Genomic DNA, 25,658 nt, shown 5'->3' with positions numbered 1-25,658 from the left:
CCAGTGTACAGGGAAGTTGGGATTATATCAAAAGGTATCCTTACTTCGTAAAGAAGACAAGCCGAAATACATATATCATATTAGCTCTCAATACTGTGTATAACATGGTTTGCATCAAGGTGTTCGTCCATCCGCTTGATCAACTGCATCGCCACATCTCGTGGCGATCTTAATTGGCCTGCTTCATATACTTGATTGAACATACCTGCAAGAGCGAACTCCTCTGTACTTTTGCCTCGTGCAGCAGCCTGCAATTCCGTATCAACCATCCCCGGATCAAAAGCAACAATCTCAACAGGGTTCTGTTGGCCCGTTTGCTCCAGAGATACGCATTGGGTGAACATGTTCATGCCTGCCTTGGATGTACAGTACACTGCCATTGAAGGCGCGGGATAACTTCCCGAACCCGATGAGAGATTAACTATTTTACGTCTGGCGGACAGGTGATTTGTTTGTTGAATAAAAGATGAACTCAATATCATTGGCGCTGTAAGACTGATGTTAAGACTCTGACTTATCTCTGCCGCACTGCATTGATCTATAGGTTTTAAAGGCTCTAGCATCGCTGCGTTATTAATAAGTCCAATCAATTCAGCTTCCTGAGAAGGTATTTGGTCCAATATACGTGTAATCAAATCATCGATCCCATTCAGGTCGGCAAGGTCATACTGAACATGGCGGTAACGCCCGCTCCATTCCTCGCCTGATTCCAACAGATCCGAACCCCCGCGTGAAATACCGTAAACGTAGTCTCCCTTAGCCAATAATAACTCTGCAAGTTGTAAACCGATCCCTTTGGATGTGCCTGTAATGATAAAGTGTCTTCTTCCTGTTTCTGTTCCCATTTCGATACCACTCCTCCTCTATTTTCAATCGATCATATCCCCATATAAGCTTATGAATCTTTCTTTCTCCACAACGTGGCCCACAGAAAAGGTACACCAAAACACGGTTCATGCTGCTCCATCACCTTCATTGCACGGAACTCCACACATTCAAAGCCATCTTCCAGCATGTAGCGAAGCTTCTCCTCCGTGAATGCAAGACCACCTCGCATCGACTTCTCTTGATACACCTGCCAATCATTCATAACGATCTCAGGTCCACCAATATCGCCAAAACCAGGAGCAAAACAAGTCATTCCAAAGTATCCTCCAGGCCGGAGTGCATTGTGGACCATCTCTATGTAGGGAATGCGCTGATGTGGTAACAGATGATGTAGACAACCCGAGTCGTAGACAAGATCATATTCTTGCTCTGGGGACAATTCGAACACAGAGCGACATTCAAAGTGCACGTCCAGTTGCTCTTCTGCCGCCCTCTCTTTAGCCCAGGCAATCGCTGTCTCGGAAAGATCATAAGCATCTACCTGATATCCTTGGCGGGTTAGATACAGCGCATTTCTGCCCGGGCCACACCCCAGTTCCAGTGCCTTGCCACCGCTTAGCTCACCTTCGTTCACATGTGCTACCAGATTCTCATCCGGTTTGTTTGGGAAAAAGGGGATTGGTCTGTTCCGATCCTCATAGAAAGGTTCCCAAAATTGCTTGGCAGATCTGAAGTCCGCATCGAGCATATCATATAGATCCTGTACACTTTTAATCGTCTTTTCCACAACCACATTCCTCCTTCAATGCTCCATCCAAACCTTCATTTCCGACTATCCATTCCTCGTCATTTTCAATGAATTATCCACACTCTATTATAACATTTTTACCCAGTAGTTCTCTATTTTTCTTGTGCTTTTCTACTTAAAAACAGAAGCTTTTTCCCAACAAAAAAACGACCGACATGAATGTCGATCGCTTACAATCGTAGAGGTTTTGAGTTGTAACTTACTTCGCCCGTTCCAAGACTGCAAAGTAATTTCCTTCATTATCAGCAAAGTTGAAAACACGCCCCGTTGGCATCTCAACAATCTCTCCAACCGTTACATGTTTACCAGCCAAGTCGGCATATAATTTATCCAGATTTTCAGTGAAGAACATTAACGAAGGTGTTCCCAGGTTTACACCCGCCGACATCCGTTCGACGAACTCTTTGTCATGGAGAATAATACTCGTCTGCGAATCTGGAGTAGGCGCGATCTCAATCCATCTCATGCCCTCGTCAAGGTTTACTTCATCCACAATGTGGAATCCTGCGACTTCGGTCCAAAAAGCCAGTGATTCATCTTGATTATTGACATACAACATAATTTGGCCGACTTTGCTAAACATGGATCAATCACTCCTCTGATCATCTAATCTCTCAACATCCTGCTTATCATTCCTCAAATTCCAATAGAGTATAACATGCAGGACAGCTTTTTTATCATCTTTCTTTGCAAGTACATGCAACTTAAACTGAAGTACAATTTTTATGCTTCCACTACAATTAGTTTTTTGAAGTTACTTATAGTGTTTTAACAAGTGAAAGTCTATGAAACCCCGAGGTATAATAATTCATATCGATACTTTCCTTTTGAAAATTCATTCGTTCATAAAATACAAGCGCTGCTTCATTTTCTTCATGATCAAGTGTGTAAAGCATGACATCACTACAGCCAAATTCAGCTATTTTAATGCATATTTTAGTAATAAGTGCACGTGCTACTCCCTGTCGAAGGTGTGATTTGCTTGTAACAACGCCAACGATTTCATACCGGTTAACAGTAGGCTGAAAGATATAACCAGCATGACCTATGACAACATCTGCTTCGTCAACCATGACATAATAAGCACTGATACGTTCATCCGTCATTTTTAAAAATGAATCCCAGCGCGTAGGATACTGATCGCGTATAAACGAAGGAAATTGAAAATCATGATCCGTCATCATTTTCAGCACTGCTGGCTGATCAATCGCTTGAAAAAGGCGAATAGTCATCTTTTTATCCCCTACCTCTTAGTGTGCATGTAGACATCTTTTAAGTTACCGGCTTCATAATATGGATACTCCAGTTTTTGCTGAACTTGAAGGACGATCTCCGTAGACGTTAACATTTCGACCAAGTATAGTCCCAGGTCAATAGAAGCCGTAACCCCCGCACCCGTTACCGTATTACCATCACGCACTACACGCGCTGAAATTACTTCTGCACAATAAGGATTCAATAAATCATAAGCAGATGAGTTGGTAGTAGCCCTTTTTCCTTTTAGGAAACCTGCTGCCGCCACCTGTCCTTTCGTTCCCTGAATAATAAATAAAGTGTTTGATCAAAAGATCAAACACTTTGCCCAGGCGTACGGCATATAATATATGTGCTTCCTCGTGGTTCACTCCACGTTTACGCCAGTCACACACAACAGATATTTAACAACTAGTATACATGACATCTTTCATCACTGTATATATATGATGAAAATTATTGCGCGTCTTTTAACTTCTTCGTAAGATAAAGTACAACATCGTCGTCCATAATCGTTTCTTCACCCGGCTGAATGTAATGATCATGTTTGTGTACACCGTGACCGTCTGGTATGTACCCGCGATGGGCATATAGAACTTGCGCTTTGCCATAATCGGAAAACACACCTACACCAATGCCTGCTACATCCGTTCGTTCCAGAATAACTTCCTCTGCTCGGTCCATCAACCGTGAACCAATACCTTGGCGCTGGAACTTCATCAGCACATTAAAATCGTTAATTTCGGGAATGCCTTGTTCCCTGAAAGACGGGTAGCTGGAATACCACAATACATTCACGTATCCGGCAAATTCTCCATTTAACTCGGCTACCAAGGTTACGCGCTCCCCATTATGTTGTTCAGCCAAGTAACGAAGATACTGCTCAGCGAATCTCCCCCAACCCTGCTCCTGAAACGCCTTTGATATGATTACAGGATCGCTCTCATTTAATAGTCTGATATGTACACTCAATGATGAATCCTCCCTAAAAAGATATTTCTCCTTGCTATATTCCCAGTCTCTCCCGAAGCGATGTGATGTGAGCAACATGGTGTTTGCCATGCCAAGCATACATGCCCAGATTATAATCCAGTCTTGTCGTTTCTTCCGATGAGGGATGATAAAATTGTTTGGCATAATCTGCATCTGTCAGCGCGTTTAACAGAAACACCCAACGACGATGGAGCGCATCCAGAATCTGAAGCGAGAATTCGACATCCAGGTCCCTTGAATCACTCAATTCAGCCCAGCGCTCTTCATAATAAGGCCGAATCGTTGGTGTATCCTCTGTCAGTGCCAACTTGAAACGAATCATACTGTTCATATGGCTGTCTGCCATATGGTGAATGACCTGTTTGAGCATCCATCCACCTTCTCGATACGGCAGACTTAATTGATCTTCACTCAATCCCTTTACCGCTTCTCGTGCGCGTTCAGGCAACTCAGCAATGTCCTGAATCCACTTCTCCCGCTGTGCCAAAGTAACTTCACCCGTGTGTACAAATGGTCCTATCGGAAATCTTTCATCCATCCATTATTCCTCCTTGTTTCTATGATTCAAATAACTTTTAACATTATCTAAGGAGCATATTCCATAAGCCAACAGTCTCTCATCTGTCCTTCATGCTGCTCATGTTTCTCCAACAGTTTAATCTTTTGGAAACCACATTTCTCGTAACAGGATATCGCTCGCAAGTTCCAGGATTGAGGGTCCATAACCACTTTACGGGCTTGTCTTTCATTAATCAGATAAGCCAGCATGGATTGCATCAACTGTGTACCAATGCCTTTATTCCAGTAGTCTACCTCACCAATAAACTGATCCGTTCCATAGATGATTTCATCCGTATCTCCATAACCATACTCCGTTCGTTCTTCTTCCTCAAGCTCATAGAACTGAATGTATCCAATCGGATGTCCTCCATACTCAACGATACAACGAGTAGCATCATCTTTCTGATTGTAAAAATGTTCTCTCACTTGCTCCAAATCATGCGGCCGATCACGCCCTTCATAGTATTGAAGAACTTCCGGGTCTGACAGCCACTTCACCAGATGTCGTTCATCTTCTGTGTCCAAGAAACGTACGGTGATTTCATTCGATTCATATACATTCATCATTCTGATTACTCCTTATTGATCTCCAGATTCTCACCCGTAACCCAACTTAGATCCTTCCCTAACAAATGTTCGTTGTGAACATAATACACCATGGGATTCTCAAGCGGCTGAGTCGTTCCATCCAAAGATCTGAGCGTTAACCGCAACTTGTAACTCCCTATCTCATCAGGTATCGCAAATCCTATCAGATTATCAGCTGATTTCATGGTTTTCCCCTGCGCCTTCAGATACTTTTCCAGAATGACTTGATCAAAATAGGAGCTGCCGACAGACGAAGGCATGTACCACGCATCATCTTGTTCTTCAGTAAATGTGACCCCTTCCCATCCTGGGACAACGGGATACACCATATGTTGATCCTTATCTTCTCTTTTTCGCGTTATCTCTAACTCTATCTCAACTGCATCCGTATCAATCTGCCTGATTGTGCCTGCCATCACAACATCCTGTGCACTCACACTTGGAATTACATAGCTGTATATGAGCAGAGTCACCAAGAGAATTATCGCTATTCCCGTAATCCAAAATATTGTACTTTTACGCATCTGTCTGATCCTCCCCTCTGGTTAATCATACTTCTGGAGTAGCTTCTTCTCTGTTAAAGATTGAGTTAACCTATCCAACTCAGGTGATGCCATCCAATCACTGGAGGTGTTCAATCCATGCTTAATGGTATGTATCGCGCTATGTGCAGACATGTATATATTATGGTGGACTCCAGGTTGGACAATGATGTGCTCTCCTGCACGCATCACTCGAATCGAAAACATCTGATCGTCTCCATAACTGGCATAAGCAATCCATCCCGATTGCACCACATAAAACTCCGTTAGATGGATATGTACATGACTGTTTTGCCATGCTCCGTGGGAAGAAGCAACGGTTCTACAATAATAACTGCCATCTTCTGCGATCATTTTATATTTCTGTTCCCCGTTCGCCATCTGCTCGAAGCTGGTTTTGACACCCGTTTCACCATATTCCTGTTCTGAAAATTCTGTGTTCACTCGGCTACGCCTCCTGACAAAAAATCCCTTTATTTAAACATTCGACATGGGTAAGTCGATTCTCCTGTTTGGATATGCGATATATCTTTGCTAAAATATGAAACGCTTCTCTTCCAGCTTCCGTATTAAGGTCGAAGCCGTATGTATCCCATATAATAAACCATCTGATCTGGAGGTTGAGCGCATGTCATTTTTCAAGAAAATGTTAGCCAGTGTAGGTGTTGGAGCAGCCAAAGTAAATACGGAATTGCATACACCAGAGGTCACGCCTGGAGGAATCATCTCGGGGGTTGTGTACATTGAAGGTGGAGATGTGGAACAGAATGTAGATCGAATCTATCTTTCAATTAAAACCCATTACATACGGGAGCGCGATGATCGCAAAGTAAAAGAAACAGCCGTTATAGCCAAATATTTGCTCACCGAAGGTTTCACATTACAGCCCGGAGCCAAATTGGAGAAAGACTTCTCATTTGACCTGCCAGAAAATCTGCCGATTACACTGCATCGTGCAGAGGTATGGGTAGAGACGGGCCTCGATATTTCAAGTGCTGTAGACCCCTCAGACCGGGACAGACTGCATGTTGTTCCTAGTAAAGACATGAACACCGTGCTCGATGCAATTGATATCCTTGGTTTCAAACTGCGTGAAGTAACCAATGACTACGCACCAAAGCTGGGCGGCAATCTGCCATTTGTACAGGAATTTGAATTTGTACCAACAAACAAATTCCGTGGGCATCTGGATGAGTTGGAAGTGCTGTTCTATCCGATGGGCGATTCGCTGGAGCTGCTATTACAGATCGATCGCCGGTCTCGTGGGCTCAGTGGAATATTCTCCGAAGCCATGGGTACGGATGAGAGCTTTGTCCGCCTGCATCTGTATGAAAGACATCTGGCGCGAGGGGCGCATTCTGTCGCTCAAGGACTGGAAGAAATCATTTCCAAACATATCTAATCTATAGTTTGTGTTAACGAATAAAAACCGTCCTCTATCAGACAAATCTGATGAAGGACGGTTTTTTGGTTGGTTCAGTTTCACAAGACAATACTTCAAGAACGCTGTGTCCAACGCTGCATTCCTGATCGAAGCCCGTAATATGCTGCGGCAAGCAAAACGAATCCGGCAACAACCATGATCATGGATGTTGTATCCCACCGAACAATAGTTCCAAAAGCAACCTTGGATTGCAATGGGTTACCGTAAGTAGCGGTGTTTGTCAGATCAGGTACGTAATTCATAGTCATGATCATGCCTTGAACGACATTCCAAACTGCAAAACCGATGATGAATAACAGGGTAACCAGAACGGATTCCATCGCTAATCGTTTGTTCATGCTTGTCATTTTGCCTCCTCAATTATGGTTATGAAGGATTACTTTTATACGAAGTCTCTTCCCATTTAATTAGACAAGATGTGCTGCATCTCCTGTTTGAGACGCTCTTTGTTCGCATCCACATACTGATACAGCAGGTCAAAGCTTTCTTCGTTATCCGATTGCATGCTCAAATTCGCGGCTTCCAGTTCAATCTGTTGTAATACCTCATGGATCTGTTCCCCGTGTGTTTGCAGGCTTGTCGTGATGTCATCTTCGGACAGGCCATTCACATTATCTCGTAATTGCCCGTGCGTTACGCCGCTTTCAGACAACATCTGCTCTATCTTCTTCAAGATCACGGCATCTGCATCATTGCCGATCCGCTCCATAGCTGTTATCGTCTCACCCAGGTACTGCCCGCTGGCATTCTCAAGGAAACCGGTCATCCCGTTCATGGACAGCTCGGTATCCAGATCGATGATCAAAATGATATCTCGCAATACTTGCGGAAGTCCCTGCCCACTTTCTCGAATTGTCGCAAATTCAGCCCGGTAAAGGTCCATGGCAACACTCCCCACAACTTCTTCACCTGACATCTCTTCAAGCTGATCGAGTGGTAACAACTCCTGCAATTCTTCTTGTAACTTGTTCATCTTTCTCTGCCTCCTGTATCTCTCTGTCTGAATAGTTTGAACGAATGTTACACTGGACCACTACGCGGTCAGAATAAACTTCCGATCGCTGTTATCCCCAGATTTTTTCACTCCCTTTATTAAATGGGAAAATCCGTTGATAAAGGCGAAGTGTATGCTTCCGAAGCAGCTTTCTTGCAGAAAGCTTTTAGCTCCGCTTCTTCAGTTTTTTTCTGCCCTCTCCGTTTCGTGTAAATTTCAAGTTCAACTACGCCGACACGTTATTACATCATAGCAGAATACGCTATACAAGTTGAACTTATGGAAGTTTACATGTTCGTACCGAAGTCATTTTACAGGGAATATCGTCAAGTTAACGTGCACTTGACCTCTGGAAAATGTTCCGCTGTTATGATCTTGGCATCACGAGTCTTGGGAGGGGTAATGATGCGCCTGGCCTTGTTCACAGACACCTATCTTCCGGAAACCAATGGTGTTGCTGGCACGCTCCACCGCTTGAGTAACCATCTGAACCGCAGAAGAATTGAACATCTGCTATTTACTCCGAACTCCGTCATTGAAGGAAGCCATGAGACTCAAGTCAGATCGGTTGCCAACATCCCTTTTTTTCTGTATCCCGAATGCCGCATCGCTCTACCCAACAGAGCAGACATGCACAAGCAGCTACAAACCTTTCAACCCGATCTGCTGCACATCGCTACGCCTTTTAATATGGGGCTGCTTGGCCTGAGGTATGCACTCAAACACCATCTTCCGCATGTTGTCTCCTACCATACCCACTTCGATCGTTATCTCGAATACTACCGGTTGAAAAGCATGATTCCGCTCTACTGGAAATATATCCAATGGTTCCACCACGCCTGTGATGCAACCCTAACTCCATCGCAGGAAACGTTAAACACCCTGCAAACCCAAGGCATTCAGCGTCTGAAACTTTGGTCTCGCGGGATTGATTGTAACCTGTACTCCCCTGATAAACGCAGCTCGGATATCCGTGAACGATACCACATCACCGCTCCCCTTATTCTACTCTACGTTGGTCGCATTGCCCCGGAAAAAGACATCGCTACGCTCACAACTACCATGCAGCTGTTGCCCCAGGAAATGCAGTCCCGTGTACACTGGATTATCGTTGGCGACGGCCCATCTCTTCCCAAAATGCGTCTGCAATCCCCACCCAATGTCACCTTTACAGGATATATGCATGGCGAAGAACTTGCTGTTATGTATGCTTCGGCAGATCTGTTTGTGTTTCCTTCCTCTACGGAGACATTTGGCAATGTAGTGCTGGAAGCGATGGCTTCCGGACTTCCTGTGGTGGCGGCCAATGCCGGAGGTGTAAAGGATCTGGTATCCCACCACCGTAATGGTGTATTATTCGAGCCAGGTCAGGCTGATGCACTGATTCGGGAGATATGTCTCTGGGGAAATCACGGGAACCAATTACGGATGATGGGACTGGAAGGCAGAAAGCTGGCTGAGCAACGGTCGTGGGAGCACATTTTTGACACACTGATCGGGGATTATGAGGAAGCTATAGAACATCGGAACAGAAAAACAAAAGATCGAATTATTACAGCATAGTCTGATGAAATCATCTTCTTCCAATAACCCATAACTACCGCCTCTGCCCTATGCAAAGTTATACCGGTGCGTTCGTTCAGGCTGCCGCAGCATGTGCACGCTGCTACGGTCGGCCTGAAACATGTTCCCAATACGTTTCATAACAAAACCTCCTTCTTGGAATGGGTTAAGCTATTCACAGGTATGTAGACATATAGAAGCAGAAGTTATTGGGATTATTTAGAGTATTTTGAATGATTGTATATAGAAAAAAACATGATCTCATTGAACTGGATCATGCCTTTTATTGCATACCATCTATGTGTTGATTTTACTAAACGGGACTTTGATATCTACAAACCCTTTAGCGTAGGGTGCAACCTCATAAGGATGGAATCGGATGACGATTCCTTTGTCATATAAAAAGAATTGAGATGTTTGATCAAGCTCAAAATCATATATATTTTCTTCAAAAATAGAATCTCCTGCATTATACATGGCTAATAGACTGTTTGAAATTGATTTCTCTACCTTCTCCATCTGAATATCATCTTTAACATACTCACTTAGCTTCAGTTCTTTCCCCGTTCTTAAATCATAGTTATATGATTTTGTCGCATCCATTCCATGTGCTCCGCCAGCGTACACATGATCTTCATATACCACAGATAACTTTTCTTTTGCATTGTATTTTACACTGGCCATGGTAATGTAGAAATAATTTTTGTTTAATTTCTTTTCTTCTTTGTCCAGGCGAGCTGCTTTCACTGCGTGGAGTTTAAATGTCTTGTTCAGCTTATCCGTCACAGATTTATTTCCACCTGTTAGATGTATGTATGGCTGTCCTTTGTAATATTGGACCTTCGTTTTCACTGTAATCGTGCTGCCTGCCTCTACATGACTACTCGGAAGAATGATAGCAATCAGTACAGTGATCAACAGGTAATTAATCCATCTCCATTTTTTTCTTTCCATTCTATAATTCAACATTATTGATAACCCCCTTTGGCTCAAATGATATCGTTTCTTGCATTCTGTTCCATATTACCTGTGGAGTGCCCTTTAGGTCTGTTCCATTCTGAACGTTGCCAATCCAGATGTCTTCTGCTCCCGGATGTTGTAAATAATGCCTGAGCGTTGCTTTGATCAGAATAGACGAATGTAAGTCCAATACCTCATCCAGCGGTATCCAGAATAACTCGCCTTCATCCGAGGGCACAAAATGTCGATGCGTGGTCTCTCCGAAATATACAAACTGCTGCCAAATCTCACCACCGTTAACCTCCAACAGAATATATCGAAGCCGAAAGTGTTCGACATCCTCTTGCGTGAACCCGGTCTCTTCTTCAATCTCCCGATAGCTGGCGCTCATGGGTATGTTCAGTTCCCCTTGTTCCAGATGCCCGCCAATGCCACCCCAAAATTCAAAATCAAATAGTCTGCTACCCGCCTTCTTCATCATCAGCATGTCTGAGCCATTGCTCAAAAACGCTGTAGCCATCTGTCTAATCTCCATATGTTCCTCGCTTTCCAGACTGTGATTATAGTAGTCTTTATCTACATAAACTGAACTAAAGAATATCTACACTAGCCACTCCGATGACAGAACAACCTTCCGATCGCTGTTACCCCCAGATTTTTTTGATTCCTTTCCTAAAGGGTAAATCCGGGGATAAAGGCGAGGTGTATGCTTCCGAAGCAGCTTTCTTTCAGAAAGCTTTTAGCTCCGCTTCTTCAGGTTATTTCTGTCCTCTCCGTTTTCTGTAAATGTTATATTCAATTTATATAACCGTCTTCTACAGCAATTCCGTTAGCTCACTTAGATGTTTAATCGTATGTAAAGGACCCGATGTAATGCTGTCCTGCCACGGCTGGTTGACCTTCATCCAGATGGTGCTCATGCCTACGCTTGCTGCTCCTTCAATATCGTTCACCGGATGATCGCCAATGTAGATGCATTGCTCTGGGCTTAGACCGAAATGATCCAGCGCAAGCTGAAATATGCGTGGATCGGGCTTTTTGACTCCTGCCTCTTCTGAAACAATAATATGGTCGTAATCATCCCGAATACCGAGTTGATCGATTTTTCCATACTGGATATCGGTCTGCCCATTGGTAATTAACCCGGTTTGATATTTCCCCCGCAGATGCTGAACGACTTCTCGCGCCTGTTCCATCAGAACTGAACTTCGCACATACTCTCTGCCATAGAACTCCATTAGTTCGACATGTGGCGGATGTTCTGCCCAAGGCAGTTCATGCAACAACTCGTTGAACAAGAGGGGTTTGTCCTTATAACCATCCTGGTCGAGTTCAATAATTCGTTTACTTATATCTTCGGTTGACTCAAGGTGACCAAAATATGTCTTGATTAAACGCTGCGTGAAGCCGTCAAAGGTCATCGTTCTGTTCAGAATCGTATTATCCAAATCAAAAATAACCGCTTTAATATGATCCATCTTCCTTCTCCCCCAATTCCAGTACATGCGTTATCTTCTCCATACTCGTCACTTCTCTAAATCCCAAGTTGTGATAAAAAGATCCAGCAACCGGTTGATCCGTGTACAGAACCAGTCGAGCGTAATGATTTTCCGCTTTTTGAATAACCGCATCCATCAGCCTGCGCCCAACCCCATGTCTTCGAAATTCTCTCATCACATAAAGTCTGCGAATTCTTCCGGTATCAATCATTTCAGAATAAGGATCTCTGTTCAAACCGCAGATCCCAACCACCTTATTGTGCATTCTGCATTCATAAAGCGCTTCATCTTCTTGCTCAAATGTATTGATTCCTGTCTCATATTCATGGATTAATCGCTCGATATGTCTGAACCCCTCACTGGAGCTTTCGGCCAGCACCGGCACTAATTCGTCATGATTCCATACCGATATCTCCTGAATCCGCATGGTGTAACCGCCTCCAACATGTTAAATCAATGGTACACATGCAAAACCCAACCATACATTGAATGATGGCCGGGTTTATTTTGTACAGCTCATTCTCATTTTTTCTTTTTGTGATAGTGATAACCCGTGCACAGACCCTTTTGCTTGGATTTGGCTGAACAGTTATGTCCACCGTTCTTGTCCAGTCTGCCTGGATGAGCATAAGCGGAAGAAGATACACCAACAAGTACAACAAGAGACAGGATTACGATAACAACCTTTTTCATAAGTCACCCTTCGATCAACACCCTATGCTTTAGGGCTTAATACATGCTATATCATTCTACATGAAAATCCACATTTTGGATATCCTTCATCTTTTTAGCCGATCCATTCTCATAAAATCTTATATTGCTTCAATGCATAGGTGACCCCATCTTCACTTGCCCGCAGGGTGACATAATCGGCGCTTTGTTTAATTCGTTCTCCGCCATTTCCCATCCCAATTCCGATTCCCGCATAATCTAGCAGATCCACATCATTCTCCCCATCGCCAAAGGCCATTGTATCCTCTCTGGATATCTTCAGGTAGTCGAGAACTTTCTCTGCGGCTATAGATTTGCTGACTTCGCTCGCTTCCAGCACATTCACTACATACGGATGGAATCTCACGAATCGTAAGAAAGGAAATCTGGACTGGAATTTATCCGTCTCCGCCTCATCCGCATATAAGCAAATACAATATACGTCCTGTTCCAACGTGCTAATTTTCTGCGGAAAATCCATGAGTCCAAGCGTATCTCTTAAGGCCTCAGAAACACGACCATCTGCTGTACACAACCCGTTCGTCTCAAATGACTCTGTAAAATATGAAATACTATGCCCTTGCAACTCGGCAAACTCACTGAATGCTCTAACCATCTGTGCTGAAAGTACAGACTTATGTATCACTTCATCACCTGCTTTGATCAATGCCCCATTAGCCGAAATGATCGTATCGATTCCGAGGTTTCTGAATTCTTCGCATAAATTATACGGCCTGCCTGTGACAAGTACGACTTGAACGCCTTTACGAATCAATTCCCGGATCGACTCTGCTGTACGCGGTGATAAACTCCGATCTATCTCGCTCAGCAATGTACCGTCTACATCAAAGAACACAGCTTTCATCAAAATGACCTTCCTCCTCTAATCTGCTTCCTGGGACTTCAAGTAAAAAGAGCAAGTACAGAATAACCTAATGTGGTCTTCCTGCCTTGCTCTTGCGTTAACGGGTCTGAACATCTTGGGTACGTCCCATGTACCATGATTGAAATGATTCCGCCGTATTCAGGGGAATGTCATGTGCCTGATGATGCAGAACAGGTTTGGCACGGTTTACCGTATGAATGGAAGCCACACCGAACCAACGCTGTAACACATTACGGGTGATCTGCACTTCGATGACTTTCTCACGTTTGGAGATGAAGAGTGTTGAAGTGAGCGCACCGGTTCGAAGTTGAATGAAATTCTGATGCAGAATGTATCGGGTATGGAAAAAGTCCATCACTCTGCATGTTGCAATCCATACGAGGAGAATCGCAGAAATCATCCACCAGGCATGTTTCTGCCCAAACACCAATGGTCTGAAATACCACAATAAACCCGTGATCATGATCCACCCCCAACTTGGTTTGAGCAGGCGCAGCCATAGCGATATTCGTGGAAGTTTTTCCATCTCCTGCGTAACCCGATAGGATGGTAGAATCTCCTCAATCAGGGTATATGCTTGCTTCACAGGCAGGAAAGGATATAGTGAGTTGACCTCCTGCTCGGACTCCCCCAGACTACCCGCAGTGGTTAGTTCTACTTCCGCCAGTCCAAGCAGCCTTTTCATCGGTGACTGTGTAATTTTGACGGCCTGAACGCGCTCTTTCAGGATTGAAAATGACGTTTGCTCCATCATGCCCTTCGAGATATAGATCCGCTTGGAATCCGAGGTGATCTGGAAATTGCCATACTTTACGAAGGTTCTGACTATGCCCAGAGCAATAGATATGATCAACAAAACCAAAATCATCAAACTGGCAATCCACCAGGAATCAAGCCAGGTTAATAATATACTTTCCGTTACTTCTTCATCGGGGAAGAAATCCTTCACCCAGGAATAGAGCGTAGCCAGGACCGGAATCAGTACGAGAAAACTAAGCGAGGTAAAGGATGCTTTGAATATGTCCTTGCGGGTAGAATGATAATGAACAATCCGTTCCTGTTTTTCTTTTGCAGGTAGAGACATGGCTTCATCAGTTATAACAGGGGCGGATTGCGTCTCTCCCTCTTCCATATCCTGAACTGCATCCAACGTATCACGTTCCTCTGTTGCTCCTACTGTTTCTGCATCTTCTGCCAGATAACCCGCTACAATCTTCTCCAACTGCTCCGCTTCGGAAAGTGAAACAACGTGTAACTGGAAGGTAGCATCTTCTCCCTTGATTCCGGTCTCGAATCGAATCGACGTCACGCGGAACAACCGATGAAACAGCGTCGTATGTCGGTTCACGTTCTGGACCTTGGTATACGGTATCGTTCTTCGAGTACGGTTGAACACACCACTGTAGATGTGAAAGGCCTTATCGTCTGCTGTATAACGAGAAGTGAACCACTTCCAGATGATCGACACGATGCCGATGGAAATCCCTGCATAAAAGGCGATTCTTCCATAGAAGAGCCATTGGGACTCTGAGCCCTGACGGAAGACAAACAAAAACAGGATGATGGCGAACGAATTCTTCACCAGTTTCCACAGACTCCACAGCATGGTTAATGGATGATGTCGCTTCATATCGATCATTCATCCACCTCATTAATCCGCGCATAGGACGCAATCTGATGACGAAGTGCAAGCGCAACTTCCTCTGGCAAGGCGGGGATTTCATGTGATGAACCCATCGTGCCAACCGATACGGAATAGAGTCCATATTTTCGCATCAAAGGTCCCTGATTTGTTGTAACCGATTGCACTTTCGCCATGGGGATGATCTGGTGTACCTTGGTTAGCGCCCCACGCTTCAATTGCAGGAACTCCTCATTCACATCATAGTACCAATGCTTGTATAACCATGACGGCTGGATGAAAATATCCCACACCGCATATAGTACAGATATGGCCGTGACGCCCCACAAAATCCAACCAATCCACGTCTTCCATCCATAGATGGAGTCGAGTATTAACAGTACGGCAAGAATTAGAAAGCCTATCACATTCCATATGATGGCGCTAATTCTCCACAAGTTTACCGCATGAGGGGACAGCCGTTGCTCGGGTGTATTCCACTGGATTGACATATGTTCACTCCTTTTTTCCTCGGGTACATAAAAACACACATGGTACACTGTACGAACAATCGTTCACGATCGATGCAAAAAGATAAAGAGATGACCCCTATACAATACAGGTCGTCATCTCTTTTGTACGTTTCATTTTACTTTAGTGCATGTTCAAAAAGACCGGTTTTCAGTACCGAGAAGATGGGATGAAGCTAGAAATGGAGTAGCGGAGCGTAGGGAAAACTACGTGAGCAACTACAATGTTTCCTCAGGAAACATACTTCGTAAGCCTCCCGCTTATTTCGGCTGAATTCCATATTCGACGCTGATGATGCCACTAGGCATCCTTCGTAATCAAAAGCGGGCTTTTTTAAACAACCTCTTCTACTATAAAATCCTGTACTTCACACAGCCAAACCATATGATCTGTTCCTTCGCTCCAGTAGTTCTTTGCCACGACATAGGGTTCACCGAATTTGCTTTGCCACTTCTTCTGTGCGATTTGGTAACCACTATCCAGGCAGAATTGCTGAATTCCCAGCCGCTGCAGTTCGGTAACCAGTGCAAGAATGAGCGCCGAGCCAATCCCCTGACCTTGAACCTCGGGCAACACATACAGGCTACCCAGTTCTCCGATCTCGTTCAGCCGACCCTCTGTACATTCTCGAATCTCCTCACCACAAGGTCCATACGAGATTGTGCCTACAATAACCTCTCCCCTTTTGGCGACGAGGAAAAATACATTTGCTTCTATGTTGTCCTTTGCTTGCAATGCCGTGTGAATCATCGCTTTTTTGTGTGTTATTTCATCCTGAATATCATCCAGAAGCGAGCCTATTCCCTCCTGATCAAATGCTGCAGGAATGGTTGTCTCGAACACCTGATACGCTCCATCTGCATCTGATTGCGTTAAAGGTTCAATGGTAATTTTGTCATCCACAGGTTCTTCTCCGTTCCATATACCTTCTTAATCAGTACGTCGCTGGATCAGTCTTCTTAGTTGATTCGAATCCTCAAGGGATATGCTATATCCAGTGTTCGTGTCTTCATGGTTGACTAACAGGCCTTGCATCTTGGGATCCATTCCTAATGAAAAATCATACCGTGTTATCGAGCTGTCCGCATTTGTTATGCTCATGTCGTACTGTGTACCATAATCAAGAATGCCGGGCAAACGCTCAGCCTTATGTATGGCCTCCATCATGATCCGTATCTCATCAGATCGATCAAACTCAACATCTTGGCATGGTTCCATGGTGAGGTTTGGATTACAGGTTAAGGTGATCAGCACAGGAAGCCCCTCTTCAGCGTTCGATTCATTCGGTTTGCTGCACCCTGCAATGAAAGTGACAATGACAAATACGAGCAACACTCCTGCATATTTCACCATACTGCATGCCTCCCTAACTTATTATTAAATAGACAAGTAATGAGTAGAGAAGTAATAAATACAGCATCTAGTGACTCAATTTCACTAACTATCTATATTCATATCAAGTTACGTAACTCCGGGTCCCATGAAGACAACATAGCGATCAGTCGCTCTACGGTCTCTTCCACAAATACCTGAACTCTCTCACCCGTGATGAACTCAGGAGTAATTCCCGGTTCTTCCCCATTAAGAAAAGAAAACGTGTGGTCCCGCCAGCGTACAATCTCATCAGCAGTTAAACGATCCGTCATGTCATAACCCGGTGAACTGTTGAGCACCTGCCATACCTCTTCGCTCCAACTTGAACCTTGATAGAGATTAAAATCGATCTGGTCCGTCTCCTGGTAATATAAACGCGCTAGTTCATCCTTCGATCTGCTACTGCCTGTATATTGATCTACCTTGTTGACCCGTTCGACGAATTCAGGATGCACACTACGAAACCAGTAATAGTCTGTCAGCACATGCATAAAGTATCCTCGCACAAACCACTTCCATCCTTCATCGGTAAGTTGTTGCATATAGCTTGAGTAGATATCCTTCAGTTCACCAACGTAATCTCCATGATCTTTCGGGTTAAAATGGGTGTATTCCTTATCATCTCTAGTTGTACCTTCGCGCATATGTATGGAATCCGGGGCGATATTCCCCAGATAGAATGAACCTCGATCAGCCTGCATTTGCAGCGAGTCTGCAATCAGATTAGCAATATTGAGATGAACCATAGGTAACGGCATAGAGTTGATCTCCTTTTATCCGGGAAGTATTCTACTATACTTAGGAAAAGAAACGATATAACCTACTAGTGCAACGTACAGATCACTGGAATAGTGAGACTTCGATGTTCCACCTTTTTTTCACCGTAGATGCGTGATTAACCCTGAATTCTCTCCACTTGCATGCGGTCAAACAGCTGCTCCAGATCCGTATGGTACTCCGGGTGCTCCTTCACAAGCAGACTAATATATTCCGACCCACACTCATAGAATACTAGACGATTAAACGGAGCTGTATCTCCAAAATGATTGCTCTCCTGCCCGAATTTTGCCCGAATCAGATTCTCAATATAACGCGCGTAACCCTCGTTCCACTCCAACCAGCTCCAGTACTCGGCTTGTTCTTCATTTAATGAGCTAAACAACGCCTTTCTAGCTGTGTGTACTAGTGTCAGGTCTTTACTCTTCAAAGCAGACAACAATGAGTTAATCCGCTCCATAACGATTTCATCTTCATACGGAAACTCATAATCCAGTTCCCATGTCACACGCTTCAGTTGGTCCATTTTATGTTTAATCTTGAGACGGTTGACGATCCGTTCATCATATTTCTCATATACATAACAATGAACATATTCGTGGAACAGATAAACTTTCTGTTCCAGATCTTTGAACGCTGTATCCGTTACGATCGCACACATTCGTCCGTTCATATGATGCACCGGCATAGCAGCAAGGCATTCATCTGGAATATATAAATCGTCCGGAACCGTCTTCACCCACTCATATTGCTGCGTTTTGGACGAATAATCATAGATATATAATAAAGCTTCATAGGCTACAACCACTGGATAATGTTCTGCAAACAAAGGATGTAGGCTAACCAAGTCCTTCTGAAGCTCGTTTAACTCGTTAATTTGCTCTAAAAAAGCATCCATGTCATTAACCCTCTCTTTACTGGATTGATGCGTTAATCATACTAGATTAGGAAAGATAAAACACTGAGAGAAAAATGATAATTCTGTTCGAGTGTGAAATGGTGAACGTTAGAACCGCTCTCCGCGTTTCTCATACAGGTAGATATCCAGTGCCTGAATCCCACGCCGGGCAAGCTTAATAAACAGGATCAGTGCATACACACCCAGTCCGTATAACAACACATTAATCAACATTAGAAATATAGTAATCATAATTGTTATTCCTCCTATGAATCTATTAAACTACCACTCCCTATTCTAGCATATTTTTCCTCAGTTAACTTTTATGGTGGATGTAAAAGTCATTCGGTGTACTTATTGATTCAAAACGAAAAAAACTTCCACATCCGTAAGTGAACGGTGGAAGTTTGTTAATCCGGTATACAGTTTTCTAAGTTCGTTCACCACTGACTATATGCCAATGCTGATGCTTCGAGTCTTGATAACTGCCCAAGTTAGTTACAATCTTCGATGAGCCTGTCTGAGCTAACAAGTCAGCAGCTACTTTTTTAATGACCTGCATCATTTCTAAGAGCAGCTCATCATTATTCTCTTCCTCTTCTGAAATGAAGGACTGAATATGAATCTTGGGAATTACAACAATGTGATGCTTGTAGTATGGCCGAGTGTGATGATAAGCCATAACGTTATTTGTTTCCATGACAACTTTGACTTGCGTTCTACCACTCAGCACCTCATCACAATAGAAGTCCTGTGTCATAATATCCCCCCTCTTACTATTAAGTTCTGATATATCCTGCCTTCTTCAACACATATTCCGTAAACGGATTGATCTCAGGGATCGGCTGATTCAGATTAAAATATCGGAGTTCCAGACCTTCATCATCCATAATGGTTGGGCTGCCCTTGATGCCTGCAGCTTCATAAACAGCCATGACGTTGTATACTTCATCACCGTGTGGATACTGATAGTACATGTCCTCACCTGAAAAAATGCTAATGAGTTTGAACGATTCCGCTCTCAGTCCGGCCTCTTCATACAATTCCCGCGCAGCTGTTTCCTCCAAAGACTCCCCGGGTTCCATGGATCCCCCAAGTGTCCCCCAATCCAAGCTATCTGTACGTTTTTGTAGCAGCAGGTGACCTTCCTCATTGAACACGAGTACACATGAGCCCGCCATAATTAGAGGACGCGAACCCACCAGTTTTCTTAGCTCCATGATATATCCCATCCATGCTTCTCCCCCATCTTCAAAGTGCATACGTGAAAACGCATCCTTATGATTTGGTCAAGATTCCCTGATCCACGGATTTCTGAATAAGCTGCTGCGCATACTCCCACAATGTTTCGGAACCGTTTACAATCTCACGGTTTCTGTTTAACACCTGTTCACTTGTAATGTAATATTTCTGCCACGTATCTCCCTCATTCTGATGATTGTGGATAAGAGGCTGCAACCGATCAAGAGATGAGGCAAATTGTGCTTCAGGCGTCTGCTTTGCTTCAAACTCTAACCATAACTGGAGTAGTTCTTCAGCCTGTTCCTTAGGCAACATACCAAATAGCCGATGAGCCGCTTGAAGTTCACGATCATATTTATCCGTATTCCCCACCGTATCGTAGGCAAAAGTATCTCCCGCATCGATCTCAACCAGATCATGAACGAGAAGCATCTTAATGACTTTAAGAATATCCACATCCTTGTTGGCATGACTCTGTAAAACCAAAGCCATCATCGCCAGATGCCAGGAATGCTCCGCATCATTTTCAAGTCTCTCCCCATGCATTATTCTCGTCTTTCGTTCAATTGTCTTCAGTTTATCAATCTCAATGAGAAATTGAATCTGATCCTGTAATGATTCGCTCACAGCACATCCTCCTTCATGTCAGAAATCAAATCTTTTATTTTCATAGATTCTCGTCTCTTCATCATCAAGCAGATATCCTTTGCCGATATAGGCCCAGTTATTTTTTTCATATAGTCAGTCAGATCAGTACACAATATCAAAAATTTGCAACATGTTAATTTCCCTTCACGTGGATCTGATTCAACATATATTCCGCATACTCCAGAAGTAAGGCTTCATCACTCAAATTCACATTCTCCAGATCACCATTGTACTTTGCAAGGCATTGTGAGATGACCTCCTTGTATTTAGAGGGAAGGTTTGTAAGTGCCCATTCTCCTGCTTCTCGCTTGGAGTGAATGACTGAATCTTTCACATACAAAAGAACCCGAGACAGACTCAATACATAGTAGACCGGGTTTTCCACAATTTCTTCAATTGCTGAACTCGCGTCCGATGTGATTGAGGCAATCATATGTTCACGATTTTCCGGTTGGAACAGATCCTTAATAGGTTTACCTTCCAGCACAATACCTCGATCATAGATGACCGCCATATGTGCTACCAGATCCGGATCTTCATATCCGCCACAGAGATATTGCTCATCCGTTCGATATTTCTCCCGGTGATAAGCAGAGTAATGAAATTCGAAAGGAGTAGGGTATGCCATGGCAACAATCGCAGTTTCCAGTACAACACTGAGTTCAAAACCTTTCGTAATGTGCATCTCATCTTCAATATGCATTAGCTTTTGTGCAATCCTTCGATAGGTGTCGGCAGATCGCTTTTCCCGGCTAACGACCAAAATATCGATATCACTCTGATTTGGATGAAAGCATCCCATGGCCATAGAACCGTGTAGATATATCCCCACCAAGGCATCCGTTAATTCTTCTTTCAAAACATGAGTAACGCTATCTAAAACAGTTTTTTCATTCAACAAGAGCAACTCCTTTATGTATATGTTCAGGTGTCCAATTCAACGTTTAGTTCACGCACAAAAACAGCCGTCCCCTTCATTCTGACATCCATATCCTCACCATCCCGAATCACACTCACTTGAACCTTTCCATCTCTACCAATCTCATGCCCTTGTTCTATCACAAACTGTACCTCATCGATCTCCGGTTTCACATAAGTTAAATAATAAGCACCCATCACCCCGGAGGCTGTTCCAGTCACTGGATCTTCCGTAGTACCTGAGTAAGGTGAAGAGAAATGTCTGGCATGCATCATCGCATCGGAATCACGAGTTTCGAAACAAAAGGGATGCAGGGAAGCTTTGGGGTTCTCAATTAGAATTCCTGGGAACAGGGAAGAATCCGGTTTCATTTTCATAAAAGAGTTTAATTCACGAATCGGGATTAATAACGTCCAGGTTCCCGTACTCCCATAAACGACTGGCGTAGAAAGGTCGACATCATCCAGAGTTAGGTTTATGGCGCTTACCAGCTTCTCCATATCCCCCTGGAACGGTATAAACTGCGGCTGATCCTGTTTCATTTCCATGTAAATGGTGTCGGCATTGCGCTCAAATCGTATCGGTAATATCCCTACATTGGTTTCAATCGTGATCAACTCTTTGTCACTTAACATACCGCGTGTCTTCAAACCATACAGTGATGCCATTGTGGCATGACCACACAGATTAATCTCATGGCCAGGTGTAAAATAACGTAATCGGACGTCAGCTACTTCAGAGTTCAACACAAATACTGTCTCATTAAAACCAACTTGATAAGCGATCTGCTGCATCGCGATCTCACTCAAATGATCAGCATCAAAAACCACTCCTGCCGGGTTACCTTGACCAGGAACTGTAGAGAAAGCATCATAATGATAGACCGTAATATTACTCATCAACAGACCCACTCTCTCTGTAATCTATGAGACGCACATTTCCATATAACTCTACGCCTGCACCATCAATTACAAGCCCGCCACCATCTTGGCACGCATAAACCGCCGTACAGTTAACGCGTGTATACTCTCTTAATGAATTCAGAGTGTTCTCCGAACCATCCCAGTGCGGTGCAAATTCAAAATCAACGAGTCCCAGTGCTTTCATATCTTTCAGATCTACATTGTTTTCATCTGCATCTTCCCCATACCCAGCTATCTCTATCGTAGGTGTAGTCAGAATACTGCCTGCGCTGACCCCAATCAGAATGCCACCACTCTTCACATAGGAACGCAGCAAACCAAGCACATTTCTCTTCTGTAATAAACTTAGAAAATAAAACGTATTTCCTCCGGATAGATGAATCGCATCACATTCGAAAATAGAGCCAAATGTGCTCTCCTCATACTCCAGATCAAGATCATAATATTGAATGTTATCGATTCCTACTTGATTATAATAACGTCTGGTGTGTTCAAAATATTTCCGCTCCGGATCGGAACACGAAGGAATATATCCGATGGAAGGCTGTTCACTGTTAAATAAGCTTCGTATTCTCTGATCCAATTTATCGTTAGATTCGATTACCAAATCACTTAGCAGAACTAACGTAGTCATCTGATTTCCTCCCGTACCTATTAGACTGGCTTAAACTCTCTATCCAAAATCGAGAAAAAATACTGGTCTGTCCACTGATTGTTCCACCATAGTTCTTCCTGGAAAACGGCCTCGCGTGTCATTCCCACATGCTGCATCAGTGCTGCTGAGCGAACATTTTGTGAATTGCACATGCCGACGACCTTATGAGCTTGTAACTCTTGAAATGCAAATTGTAACAAAAGACGGGTAGCCTCGCTCCCATATCCGTTGCCTGCGCATTCTGAAAGCACACCGTATCCAAGTTCCCAACTTTTTCGGTAATCCACATAACTCCATATCTGAACGATACCAAGAGGTGTATCCTCCGGATCATTCAAGCGGCGTATAACGAAATCATAGGCATACGGTTTCTCATCTGTGACAGCAAAATGGCTGCGATATTTCTCACGGGCCTTTTCCTCATCCGTTTCAACAGTTTCCTCAAAGCTCCATATGTTTGTATCACATTCAAGTTGACCTATGAAGTCGAGGTCCTGCTCTGTGACTGTTGTTATTCTGACCTTCTCTCCCACGAATTCCATGTGGATTCATCCCCTTTGGATTAGGATCATTGTTTGGGAATCTCCCACTCTGTATTAAGCAAACCTCTACCAATATTCCATTTGGCGAGCAATACTCTCTGTTTATTTTCCAGATCAAGGTATGGTGCTGCAACACAGGATAATGTGTCAAACATTTGGATAAAATGAGGCCCTTCCTTGAAACGTCGAAGCCCGCCATATTCTTCATCATCTGCTGCCCATACAATCTTCTTAATCCCCGACATTAATATGGTGCACGAACACATGGGACAAGGCTCACAGGTAGTATAAAGCGTCAAGTCTTTCTTCTTCGAGAATTTCTTCTTCTCTACATCCAGCAAATGTTTTCCTGCCCGACGAATGGCATCCACCTCAGCATGTGCGGTGGGGTCGCAATCCGAGAAGACTCGGTTCCGGCCTTTACTCACGACAATCCCATCCACATCCACGATTATCGCACCAATCGGATACGTTCCTTCAGTAAATGATTGTTCTGCTTCTTCCAGAGCCAAAGTTAGATACTCATAATCCGATAACTTCATTGAAAATCCCCCTAAGTGCAGTTATAGTCGCTTATAAAGCAGATCCTTGTCTAATGTGTAGTAAAAGAGATTGTCGGGATCTCCTTTAAAAGTTAAAAGTTCTTGATCGTGTACTGCCCTGCTTCACCAAGAAAATCACTTTTGGTTAACCCTTCTTCTCCGAGTACCATCCTGTAGTTCGATATCGTACCATCATGGGAAATGATAAACGTATTGCCGCTCTGTTGCCTGCACCACTCAAGAAGCTGTTCAGCTAATATCTTGAATCGACATGCATCTATCTGATTAATACTTTCTCCCCAACAATCCAACCCCAGCTCAACCAATCTTATGTCAGTATACTGATGACTGATCTCTTCCTTGGAATAGATCTGATCGCAGACGAAAGGAACAAACTCTGGATTCTGAGGAAATATTCTTGGGCCAACCAGCGGGCTGAAGAACACAAGATTTTTGTTAGGGGTTAGAAGGAGTGCTGTTTCGATCGTACGTTTCGTTGGACTAACCAAAATGACGTCTTCAGGCGCAAAAACCACTTGTTTACGCAACGCTATGACTTGACTTTTTCCCAATTCAGTGAGGCCAGGATGCAGACAATTTAATTGGTTTGGATAATCCATCAAGTGTTCGCCATGACCATGACGAATAAATGTAATGTCCATAGGCACCTATCCCTCTATTTCTGAATGAAGTGTTTGATGCCTTTTGCATCGAGGAGATCAGTCAGTTCCTTTTTCAAAAACACAGGATAAACTTCCATCTGCTCCAGTTCGTCCAAGGAAAACCATCGGAAGATTAACTTACCGTTATCCTCTAGACCGTTGAATTCAATTTCACTATAAAGTTTATGGGTTTCAGGCAATGTGATGACATAATAAAAGCCAACTTCATGATACTTCAGGCCATCATATTCAAAGAAATCTTCACTAACATATGCGAGCCTTTGCACTTCTACATGAACCCCCAGTTCCTCCATCATTTCTCGCACAATAGCCGCTTCTGTTGTCTCGTTCAATTCTACCCGCCCTCCGGGCAGATTCCAGAAATCATCCTGTTCAGTCGTATGCAAAAGAACTCTTCCCGCATCCATCACAATACCTGCCACACGGAAGTTGAATTTGTTGTGATTTTGTTCAAACGATATATTATTGTTATCTGCAGTGGTCATCTCGCTGACCATCCATCAGCAAATCCGTCCATGAACCCGTTAATGAACGAAGGAATAATAAGTACGAGCAATAGAACCAAACTGACCATGCCCCATCTAACCAATGGTTTCCGTTTGCTTCGAACACCTATAATAATTAAGATTGCGGTTGTTGCAATTAAGGCTACTTCATAAAATGTCATAAAAC

The 25,658-nt window shown here is 43.6% G+C and carries 38 protein-coding genes and 1 riboswitch; of the genes, 2 read left to right on the top strand and 36 right to left on the bottom strand.

Annotation, left to right across the window (positions count from 1 at the left end):
• Positions 1-80: 80 nt before the first annotated feature.
• From NZ043_RS17600 to NZ043_RS17555, 10 genes are all read right to left on the bottom strand, one after another.
• Positions 81-845, bottom strand: a complete 765-nt coding sequence (locus tag NZ043_RS17600; protein WP_339308987.1) for an SDR family NAD(P)-dependent oxidoreductase — start codon at positions 843-845, stop codon at positions 81-83.
• Positions 846-895: 50 nt separating this feature from the next.
• On the bottom strand, positions 896-1,576 hold the full coding sequence (locus NZ043_RS17595) for a class I SAM-dependent methyltransferase (RefSeq protein ID WP_339312789.1): 681 nt from the start codon (positions 1,574-1,576) through the stop codon (positions 896-898).
• A gap of 259 nt (positions 1,577-1,835) precedes the next feature.
• Positions 1,836-2,219: a VOC family protein gene (locus tag NZ043_RS17590; RefSeq protein ID WP_091033028.1), complete on the bottom strand. Its 384-nt coding sequence runs from the start codon at positions 2,217-2,219 to the stop codon at positions 1,836-1,838.
• A gap of 175 nt (positions 2,220-2,394) precedes the next feature.
• Positions 2,395-2,868 (bottom strand): GNAT family N-acetyltransferase, encoded by a 474-nt coding sequence (locus NZ043_RS17585; protein ID WP_339308986.1) that lies wholly within the window; start codon positions 2,866-2,868, stop codon positions 2,395-2,397.
• Positions 2,869-2,879: 11 nt separating this feature from the next.
• The gene (locus NZ043_RS17580) at positions 2,880-3,158 is read right to left on the bottom strand and encodes a DJ-1/PfpI family protein (protein WP_240767958.1); all 279 of its coding nucleotides are present in this window, start codon (positions 3,156-3,158) and stop codon (positions 2,880-2,882) included.
• A 51-nt stretch (positions 3,159-3,209) separates the two neighbouring features.
• A riboswitch (ZMP/ZTP riboswitch) is annotated at positions 3,210-3,291 on the bottom strand.
• Positions 3,292-3,346: 55 nt separating this feature from the next.
• A complete protein-coding gene (locus NZ043_RS17575; RefSeq protein WP_339308985.1) occupies positions 3,347-3,862 on the bottom strand; it encodes a GNAT family N-acetyltransferase in 516 nt (171 codons plus the stop codon).
• 34 nt (positions 3,863-3,896) lie between these two features.
• Complete coding sequence (locus NZ043_RS17570; RefSeq protein ID WP_133384066.1) at positions 3,897-4,421, bottom strand: YfiT family bacillithiol transferase; 525 nt, start codon at positions 4,419-4,421, stop codon at positions 3,897-3,899.
• A 47-nt stretch (positions 4,422-4,468) separates the two neighbouring features.
• A complete protein-coding gene (locus NZ043_RS17565; protein ID WP_133385909.1) occupies positions 4,469-5,008 on the bottom strand; it encodes a GNAT family N-acetyltransferase in 540 nt (179 codons plus the stop codon).
• An 8-nt stretch (positions 5,009-5,016) separates the two neighbouring features.
• On the bottom strand, positions 5,017-5,556 hold the full coding sequence (locus NZ043_RS17560) for a hypothetical protein (protein ID WP_091033043.1): 540 nt from the start codon (positions 5,554-5,556) through the stop codon (positions 5,017-5,019).
• Positions 5,557-5,577: 21 nt separating this feature from the next.
• Entirely contained in the window at positions 5,578-6,018 is a 441-nt protein-coding gene (locus NZ043_RS17555; protein ID WP_339308984.1) for a cupin domain-containing protein, read from the bottom strand.
• A 184-nt stretch (positions 6,019-6,202) separates the two neighbouring features.
• On the opposite strand from NZ043_RS17555, the gene NZ043_RS17550 reads away from it, so the two are divergent.
• Positions 6,203-6,976 (top strand): sporulation protein, encoded by a 774-nt coding sequence (locus NZ043_RS17550; protein ID WP_091033048.1) that lies wholly within the window; start codon positions 6,203-6,205, stop codon positions 6,974-6,976.
• 95 nt (positions 6,977-7,071) lie between these two features.
• On the opposite strand, the gene NZ043_RS17545 is transcribed toward NZ043_RS17550, so the two are convergent.
• Positions 7,072-7,356 carry a hypothetical protein gene (locus NZ043_RS17545; RefSeq protein ID WP_339308983.1) on the bottom strand — a complete coding sequence of 95 codons (285 nt, stop codon included), beginning with the start codon at positions 7,354-7,356 and terminating at the stop codon, positions 7,072-7,074.
• A gap of 65 nt (positions 7,357-7,421) precedes the next feature.
• Positions 7,422-7,991: a hypothetical protein gene (locus tag NZ043_RS17540; protein WP_249911339.1), complete on the bottom strand. Its 570-nt coding sequence runs from the start codon at positions 7,989-7,991 to the stop codon at positions 7,422-7,424.
• A 423-nt stretch (positions 7,992-8,414) separates the two neighbouring features.
• Between NZ043_RS17540 and NZ043_RS17535 the strand changes: the two genes are divergently transcribed.
• Positions 8,415-9,575 carry a glycosyltransferase family 1 protein gene (locus NZ043_RS17535; RefSeq protein WP_339308982.1) on the top strand — a complete coding sequence of 387 codons (1,161 nt, stop codon included), beginning with the start codon at positions 8,415-8,417 and terminating at the stop codon, positions 9,573-9,575.
• A 297-nt stretch (positions 9,576-9,872) separates the two neighbouring features.
• Here NZ043_RS17535 and NZ043_RS17530 read toward each other — a convergent pair whose 3' ends face one another.
• The 24 genes from NZ043_RS17530 to NZ043_RS17415 all read right to left on the bottom strand — a co-directional run bounded on the left by NZ043_RS17530 (position 9,873) and on the right by NZ043_RS17415 (position 25,653).
• Positions 9,873-10,544, bottom strand: a complete 672-nt coding sequence (locus tag NZ043_RS17530) for a DUF3298 domain-containing protein (protein ID WP_339308981.1) — start codon at positions 10,542-10,544, stop codon at positions 9,873-9,875.
• Entirely contained in the window at positions 10,531-11,055 is a 525-nt protein-coding gene (locus NZ043_RS17525; RefSeq protein WP_339308980.1) for an NUDIX domain-containing protein, read from the bottom strand. Before NZ043_RS17525 ends, NZ043_RS17530 begins: the two co-directional genes overlap by 14 nt.
• Before the next feature lie 295 nt (positions 11,056-11,350).
• Positions 11,351-12,013, bottom strand: a complete 663-nt coding sequence (locus NZ043_RS17520; protein ID WP_339308979.1) for an HAD family hydrolase — start codon at positions 12,011-12,013, stop codon at positions 11,351-11,353.
• Entirely contained in the window at positions 12,000-12,461 is a 462-nt protein-coding gene (locus NZ043_RS17515) for a GNAT family N-acetyltransferase (RefSeq protein ID WP_339308978.1), read from the bottom strand. Before NZ043_RS17515 ends, NZ043_RS17520 begins: the two co-directional genes overlap by 14 nt.
• A gap of 95 nt (positions 12,462-12,556) precedes the next feature.
• Positions 12,557-12,727, bottom strand: coding sequence for a YHYH domain-containing protein (locus NZ043_RS17510; RefSeq protein ID WP_094030640.1), 171 nt, complete (start codon positions 12,725-12,727; stop codon positions 12,557-12,559).
• 109 nt (positions 12,728-12,836) lie between these two features.
• Positions 12,837-13,613, bottom strand: a complete 777-nt coding sequence (locus tag NZ043_RS17505) for a Cof-type HAD-IIB family hydrolase (protein ID WP_091033082.1) — start codon at positions 13,611-13,613, stop codon at positions 12,837-12,839.
• Between the two features lie 94 nt (positions 13,614-13,707).
• The gene (locus tag NZ043_RS17500; RefSeq protein WP_339308977.1) at positions 13,708-15,270 is read right to left on the bottom strand and encodes a PH domain-containing protein; all 1,563 of its coding nucleotides are present in this window, start codon (positions 15,268-15,270) and stop codon (positions 13,708-13,710) included.
• Complete coding sequence (locus NZ043_RS17495; protein ID WP_047842183.1) at positions 15,267-15,764, bottom strand: PH domain-containing protein; 498 nt, start codon at positions 15,762-15,764, stop codon at positions 15,267-15,269. The genes NZ043_RS17500 and NZ043_RS17495 overlap by 4 nt, the downstream gene beginning before the upstream one ends.
• Positions 15,765-16,116: 352 nt before the next feature.
• Positions 16,117-16,686: a GNAT family N-acetyltransferase gene (locus NZ043_RS17490; protein ID WP_339308976.1), complete on the bottom strand. Its 570-nt coding sequence runs from the start codon at positions 16,684-16,686 to the stop codon at positions 16,117-16,119.
• 27 nt (positions 16,687-16,713) lie between these two features.
• Entirely contained in the window at positions 16,714-17,136 is a 423-nt protein-coding gene (locus NZ043_RS17485; RefSeq protein WP_339308975.1) for a hypothetical protein, read from the bottom strand.
• 98 nt (positions 17,137-17,234) lie between these two features.
• A complete protein-coding gene (locus NZ043_RS17480) occupies positions 17,235-17,915 on the bottom strand; it encodes a zinc dependent phospholipase C family protein (protein ID WP_133384054.1) in 681 nt (226 codons plus the stop codon).
• Between the two features lie 137 nt (positions 17,916-18,052).
• Positions 18,053-18,832, bottom strand: coding sequence for a hypothetical protein (locus NZ043_RS17475; RefSeq protein ID WP_339308974.1), 780 nt, complete (start codon positions 18,830-18,832; stop codon positions 18,053-18,055).
• Between the two features lie 108 nt (positions 18,833-18,940).
• Positions 18,941-19,084: a hypothetical protein gene (locus NZ043_RS17470; RefSeq protein WP_165790066.1), complete on the bottom strand. Its 144-nt coding sequence runs from the start codon at positions 19,082-19,084 to the stop codon at positions 18,941-18,943.
• A gap of 178 nt (positions 19,085-19,262) precedes the next feature.
• Positions 19,263-19,592, bottom strand: coding sequence for an HIT domain-containing protein (locus NZ043_RS17465; protein ID WP_339308973.1), 330 nt, complete (start codon positions 19,590-19,592; stop codon positions 19,263-19,265).
• A 19-nt stretch (positions 19,593-19,611) separates the two neighbouring features.
• Positions 19,612-20,064 (bottom strand): NUDIX hydrolase, encoded by a 453-nt coding sequence (locus tag NZ043_RS17460; RefSeq protein WP_133384052.1) that lies wholly within the window; start codon positions 20,062-20,064, stop codon positions 19,612-19,614.
• 46 nt (positions 20,065-20,110) lie between these two features.
• Complete coding sequence (locus tag NZ043_RS17455; protein ID WP_339308972.1) at positions 20,111-20,701, bottom strand: HD domain-containing protein; 591 nt, start codon at positions 20,699-20,701, stop codon at positions 20,111-20,113.
• Positions 20,702-20,855: 154 nt separating this feature from the next.
• Positions 20,856-21,620 carry an aminoglycoside adenylyltransferase domain-containing protein gene (locus tag NZ043_RS17450; protein ID WP_249911352.1) on the bottom strand — a complete coding sequence of 255 codons (765 nt, stop codon included), beginning with the start codon at positions 21,618-21,620 and terminating at the stop codon, positions 20,856-20,858.
• Between the two features lie 26 nt (positions 21,621-21,646).
• A complete protein-coding gene (locus NZ043_RS17445) occupies positions 21,647-22,540 on the bottom strand; it encodes a PhzF family phenazine biosynthesis protein (protein ID WP_339308971.1) in 894 nt (297 codons plus the stop codon).
• Entirely contained in the window at positions 22,533-23,198 is a 666-nt protein-coding gene (locus tag NZ043_RS17440) for a Type 1 glutamine amidotransferase-like domain-containing protein (RefSeq protein WP_339308970.1), read from the bottom strand. The genes NZ043_RS17445 and NZ043_RS17440 overlap by 8 nt, the downstream gene beginning before the upstream one ends.
• Before the next feature lie 20 nt (positions 23,199-23,218).
• Positions 23,219-23,761, bottom strand: a complete 543-nt coding sequence (locus tag NZ043_RS17435; RefSeq protein WP_339308969.1) for a GNAT family N-acetyltransferase — start codon at positions 23,759-23,761, stop codon at positions 23,219-23,221.
• 26 nt (positions 23,762-23,787) lie between these two features.
• On the bottom strand, positions 23,788-24,303 hold the full coding sequence (locus NZ043_RS17430; protein ID WP_289391713.1) for a nucleoside deaminase: 516 nt from the start codon (positions 24,301-24,303) through the stop codon (positions 23,788-23,790).
• A 92-nt stretch (positions 24,304-24,395) separates the two neighbouring features.
• Positions 24,396-24,965: a phosphoglycerate mutase family protein gene (locus NZ043_RS17425; RefSeq protein WP_133384044.1), complete on the bottom strand. Its 570-nt coding sequence runs from the start codon at positions 24,963-24,965 to the stop codon at positions 24,396-24,398.
• A gap of 14 nt (positions 24,966-24,979) precedes the next feature.
• Positions 24,980-25,471, bottom strand: coding sequence for an NUDIX hydrolase (locus NZ043_RS17420; RefSeq protein WP_133384043.1), 492 nt, complete (start codon positions 25,469-25,471; stop codon positions 24,980-24,982).
• Positions 25,468-25,653 (bottom strand): hypothetical protein, encoded by a 186-nt coding sequence (locus NZ043_RS17415; RefSeq protein ID WP_133384042.1) that lies wholly within the window; start codon positions 25,651-25,653, stop codon positions 25,468-25,470. The genes NZ043_RS17420 and NZ043_RS17415 overlap by 4 nt, the downstream gene beginning before the upstream one ends.
• Between the last annotated feature and the right edge of the window lie 5 nt (positions 25,654-25,658).

It is taken from the genome of Paenibacillus sp. FSL k6-2145 (genome assembly GCF_037976585.1).
In the GTDB taxonomy this organism is placed as follows: domain Bacteria; phylum Bacillota; class Bacilli; order Paenibacillales; family Paenibacillaceae; genus Paenibacillus.
Note: the sequence above shows the minus strand (reverse complement) of the source record. Positions and strands in the feature narration are given on the sequence as shown.

What these genes read in the sequence shown, in the direction of transcription:
- NZ043_RS17560 (WP_091033043.1), bottom strand. Translation starts at nt 5,556, where the DNA reads ATGCGTAAAAGTACAATATTTTGGATTACGGGAATAGCGATAATTCTC.
- NZ043_RS17435 (WP_339308969.1), bottom strand. Translation starts at nt 23,761, where the DNA reads ATGGAATTCGTGGGAGAGAAGGTCAGAATAACAACAGTCACAGAGCAG.
- NZ043_RS17550 (WP_091033048.1), top strand. Translation starts at nt 6,203, where the DNA reads ATGTCATTTTTCAAGAAAATGTTAGCCAGTGTAGGTGTTGGAGCAGCC.
- NZ043_RS17570 (WP_133384066.1), bottom strand. Translation starts at nt 4,421, where the DNA reads ATGGATGAAAGATTTCCGATAGGACCATTTGTACACACGGGTGAAGTT.
- NZ043_RS17530 (WP_339308981.1), bottom strand. Translation starts at nt 10,544, where the DNA reads ATGTTGAATTATAGAATGGAAAGAAAAAAATGGAGATGGATTAATTAC.
- NZ043_RS17540 (WP_249911339.1), bottom strand. Translation starts at nt 7,991, where the DNA reads ATGAACAAGTTACAAGAAGAATTGCAGGAGTTGTTACCACTCGATCAG.
- NZ043_RS17590 (WP_091033028.1), bottom strand. Translation starts at nt 2,219, where the DNA reads ATGTTTAGCAAAGTCGGCCAAATTATGTTGTATGTCAATAATCAAGAT.
- NZ043_RS17415 (WP_133384042.1), bottom strand. Translation starts at nt 25,653, where the DNA reads ATGACATTTTATGAAGTAGCCTTAATTGCAACAACCGCAATCTTAATT.
- NZ043_RS17545 (WP_339308983.1), bottom strand. Translation starts at nt 7,356, where the DNA reads ATGAACAAACGATTAGCGATGGAATCCGTTCTGGTTACCCTGTTATTC.
- NZ043_RS17485 (WP_339308975.1), bottom strand. Translation starts at nt 17,136, where the DNA reads ATGGTGAAATATGCAGGAGTGTTGCTCGTATTTGTCATTGTCACTTTC.
- NZ043_RS17495 (WP_047842183.1), bottom strand. Translation starts at nt 15,764, where the DNA reads ATGTCAATCCAGTGGAATACACCCGAGCAACGGCTGTCCCCTCATGCG.
- NZ043_RS17500 (WP_339308977.1), bottom strand. Translation starts at nt 15,270, where the DNA reads ATGATCGATATGAAGCGACATCATCCATTAACCATGCTGTGGAGTCTG.
- NZ043_RS17420 (WP_133384043.1), bottom strand. Translation starts at nt 25,471, where the DNA reads ATGACCACTGCAGATAACAATAATATATCGTTTGAACAAAATCACAAC.
- NZ043_RS17565 (WP_133385909.1), bottom strand. Translation starts at nt 5,008, where the DNA reads ATGAATGTATATGAATCGAATGAAATCACCGTACGTTTCTTGGACACA.
- NZ043_RS17585 (WP_339308986.1), bottom strand. Translation starts at nt 2,868, where the DNA reads ATGACTATTCGCCTTTTTCAAGCGATTGATCAGCCAGCAGTGCTGAAA.
- NZ043_RS17460 (WP_133384052.1), bottom strand. Translation starts at nt 20,064, where the DNA reads ATGGGATATATCATGGAGCTAAGAAAACTGGTGGGTTCGCGTCCTCTA.
- NZ043_RS17535 (WP_339308982.1), top strand. Translation starts at nt 8,415, where the DNA reads ATGATGCGCCTGGCCTTGTTCACAGACACCTATCTTCCGGAAACCAAT.
- NZ043_RS17510 (WP_094030640.1), bottom strand. Translation starts at nt 12,727, where the DNA reads ATGAAAAAGGTTGTTATCGTAATCCTGTCTCTTGTTGTACTTGTTGGT.
- NZ043_RS17430 (WP_289391713.1), bottom strand. Translation starts at nt 24,303, where the DNA reads ATGAAGTTATCGGATTATGAGTATCTAACTTTGGCTCTGGAAGAAGCA.
- NZ043_RS17595 (WP_339312789.1), bottom strand. Translation starts at nt 1,576, where the DNA reads ATGCTCGATGCGGACTTCAGATCTGCCAAGCAATTTTGGGAACCTTTC.
- NZ043_RS17465 (WP_339308973.1), bottom strand. Translation starts at nt 19,592, where the DNA reads ATGACACAGGACTTCTATTGTGATGAGGTGCTGAGTGGTAGAACGCAA.
- NZ043_RS17475 (WP_339308974.1), bottom strand. Translation starts at nt 18,832, where the DNA reads ATGGATGCTTTTTTAGAGCAAATTAACGAGTTAAACGAGCTTCAGAAG.
- NZ043_RS17525 (WP_339308980.1), bottom strand. Translation starts at nt 11,055, where the DNA reads ATGGCTACAGCGTTTTTGAGCAATGGCTCAGACATGCTGATGATGAAG.
- NZ043_RS17600 (WP_339308987.1), bottom strand. Translation starts at nt 845, where the DNA reads ATGGGAACAGAAACAGGAAGAAGACACTTTATCATTACAGGCACATCC.
- NZ043_RS17445 (WP_339308971.1), bottom strand. Translation starts at nt 22,540, where the DNA reads ATGAGTAATATTACGGTCTATCATTATGATGCTTTCTCTACAGTTCCT.
- NZ043_RS17470 (WP_165790066.1), bottom strand. Translation starts at nt 19,084, where the DNA reads ATGATTACTATATTTCTAATGTTGATTAATGTGTTGTTATACGGACTG.
- NZ043_RS17425 (WP_133384044.1), bottom strand. Translation starts at nt 24,965, where the DNA reads ATGGACATTACATTTATTCGTCATGGTCATGGCGAACACTTGATGGAT.
- NZ043_RS17520 (WP_339308979.1), bottom strand. Translation starts at nt 12,013, where the DNA reads ATGGATCATATTAAAGCGGTTATTTTTGATTTGGATAATACGATTCTG.
- NZ043_RS17480 (WP_133384054.1), bottom strand. Translation starts at nt 17,915, where the DNA reads ATGCCGTTACCTATGGTTCATCTCAATATTGCTAATCTGATTGCAGAC.
- NZ043_RS17440 (WP_339308970.1), bottom strand. Translation starts at nt 23,198, where the DNA reads ATGACTACGTTAGTTCTGCTAAGTGATTTGGTAATCGAATCTAACGAT.
- NZ043_RS17515 (WP_339308978.1), bottom strand. Translation starts at nt 12,461, where the DNA reads ATGCGGATTCAGGAGATATCGGTATGGAATCATGACGAATTAGTGCCG.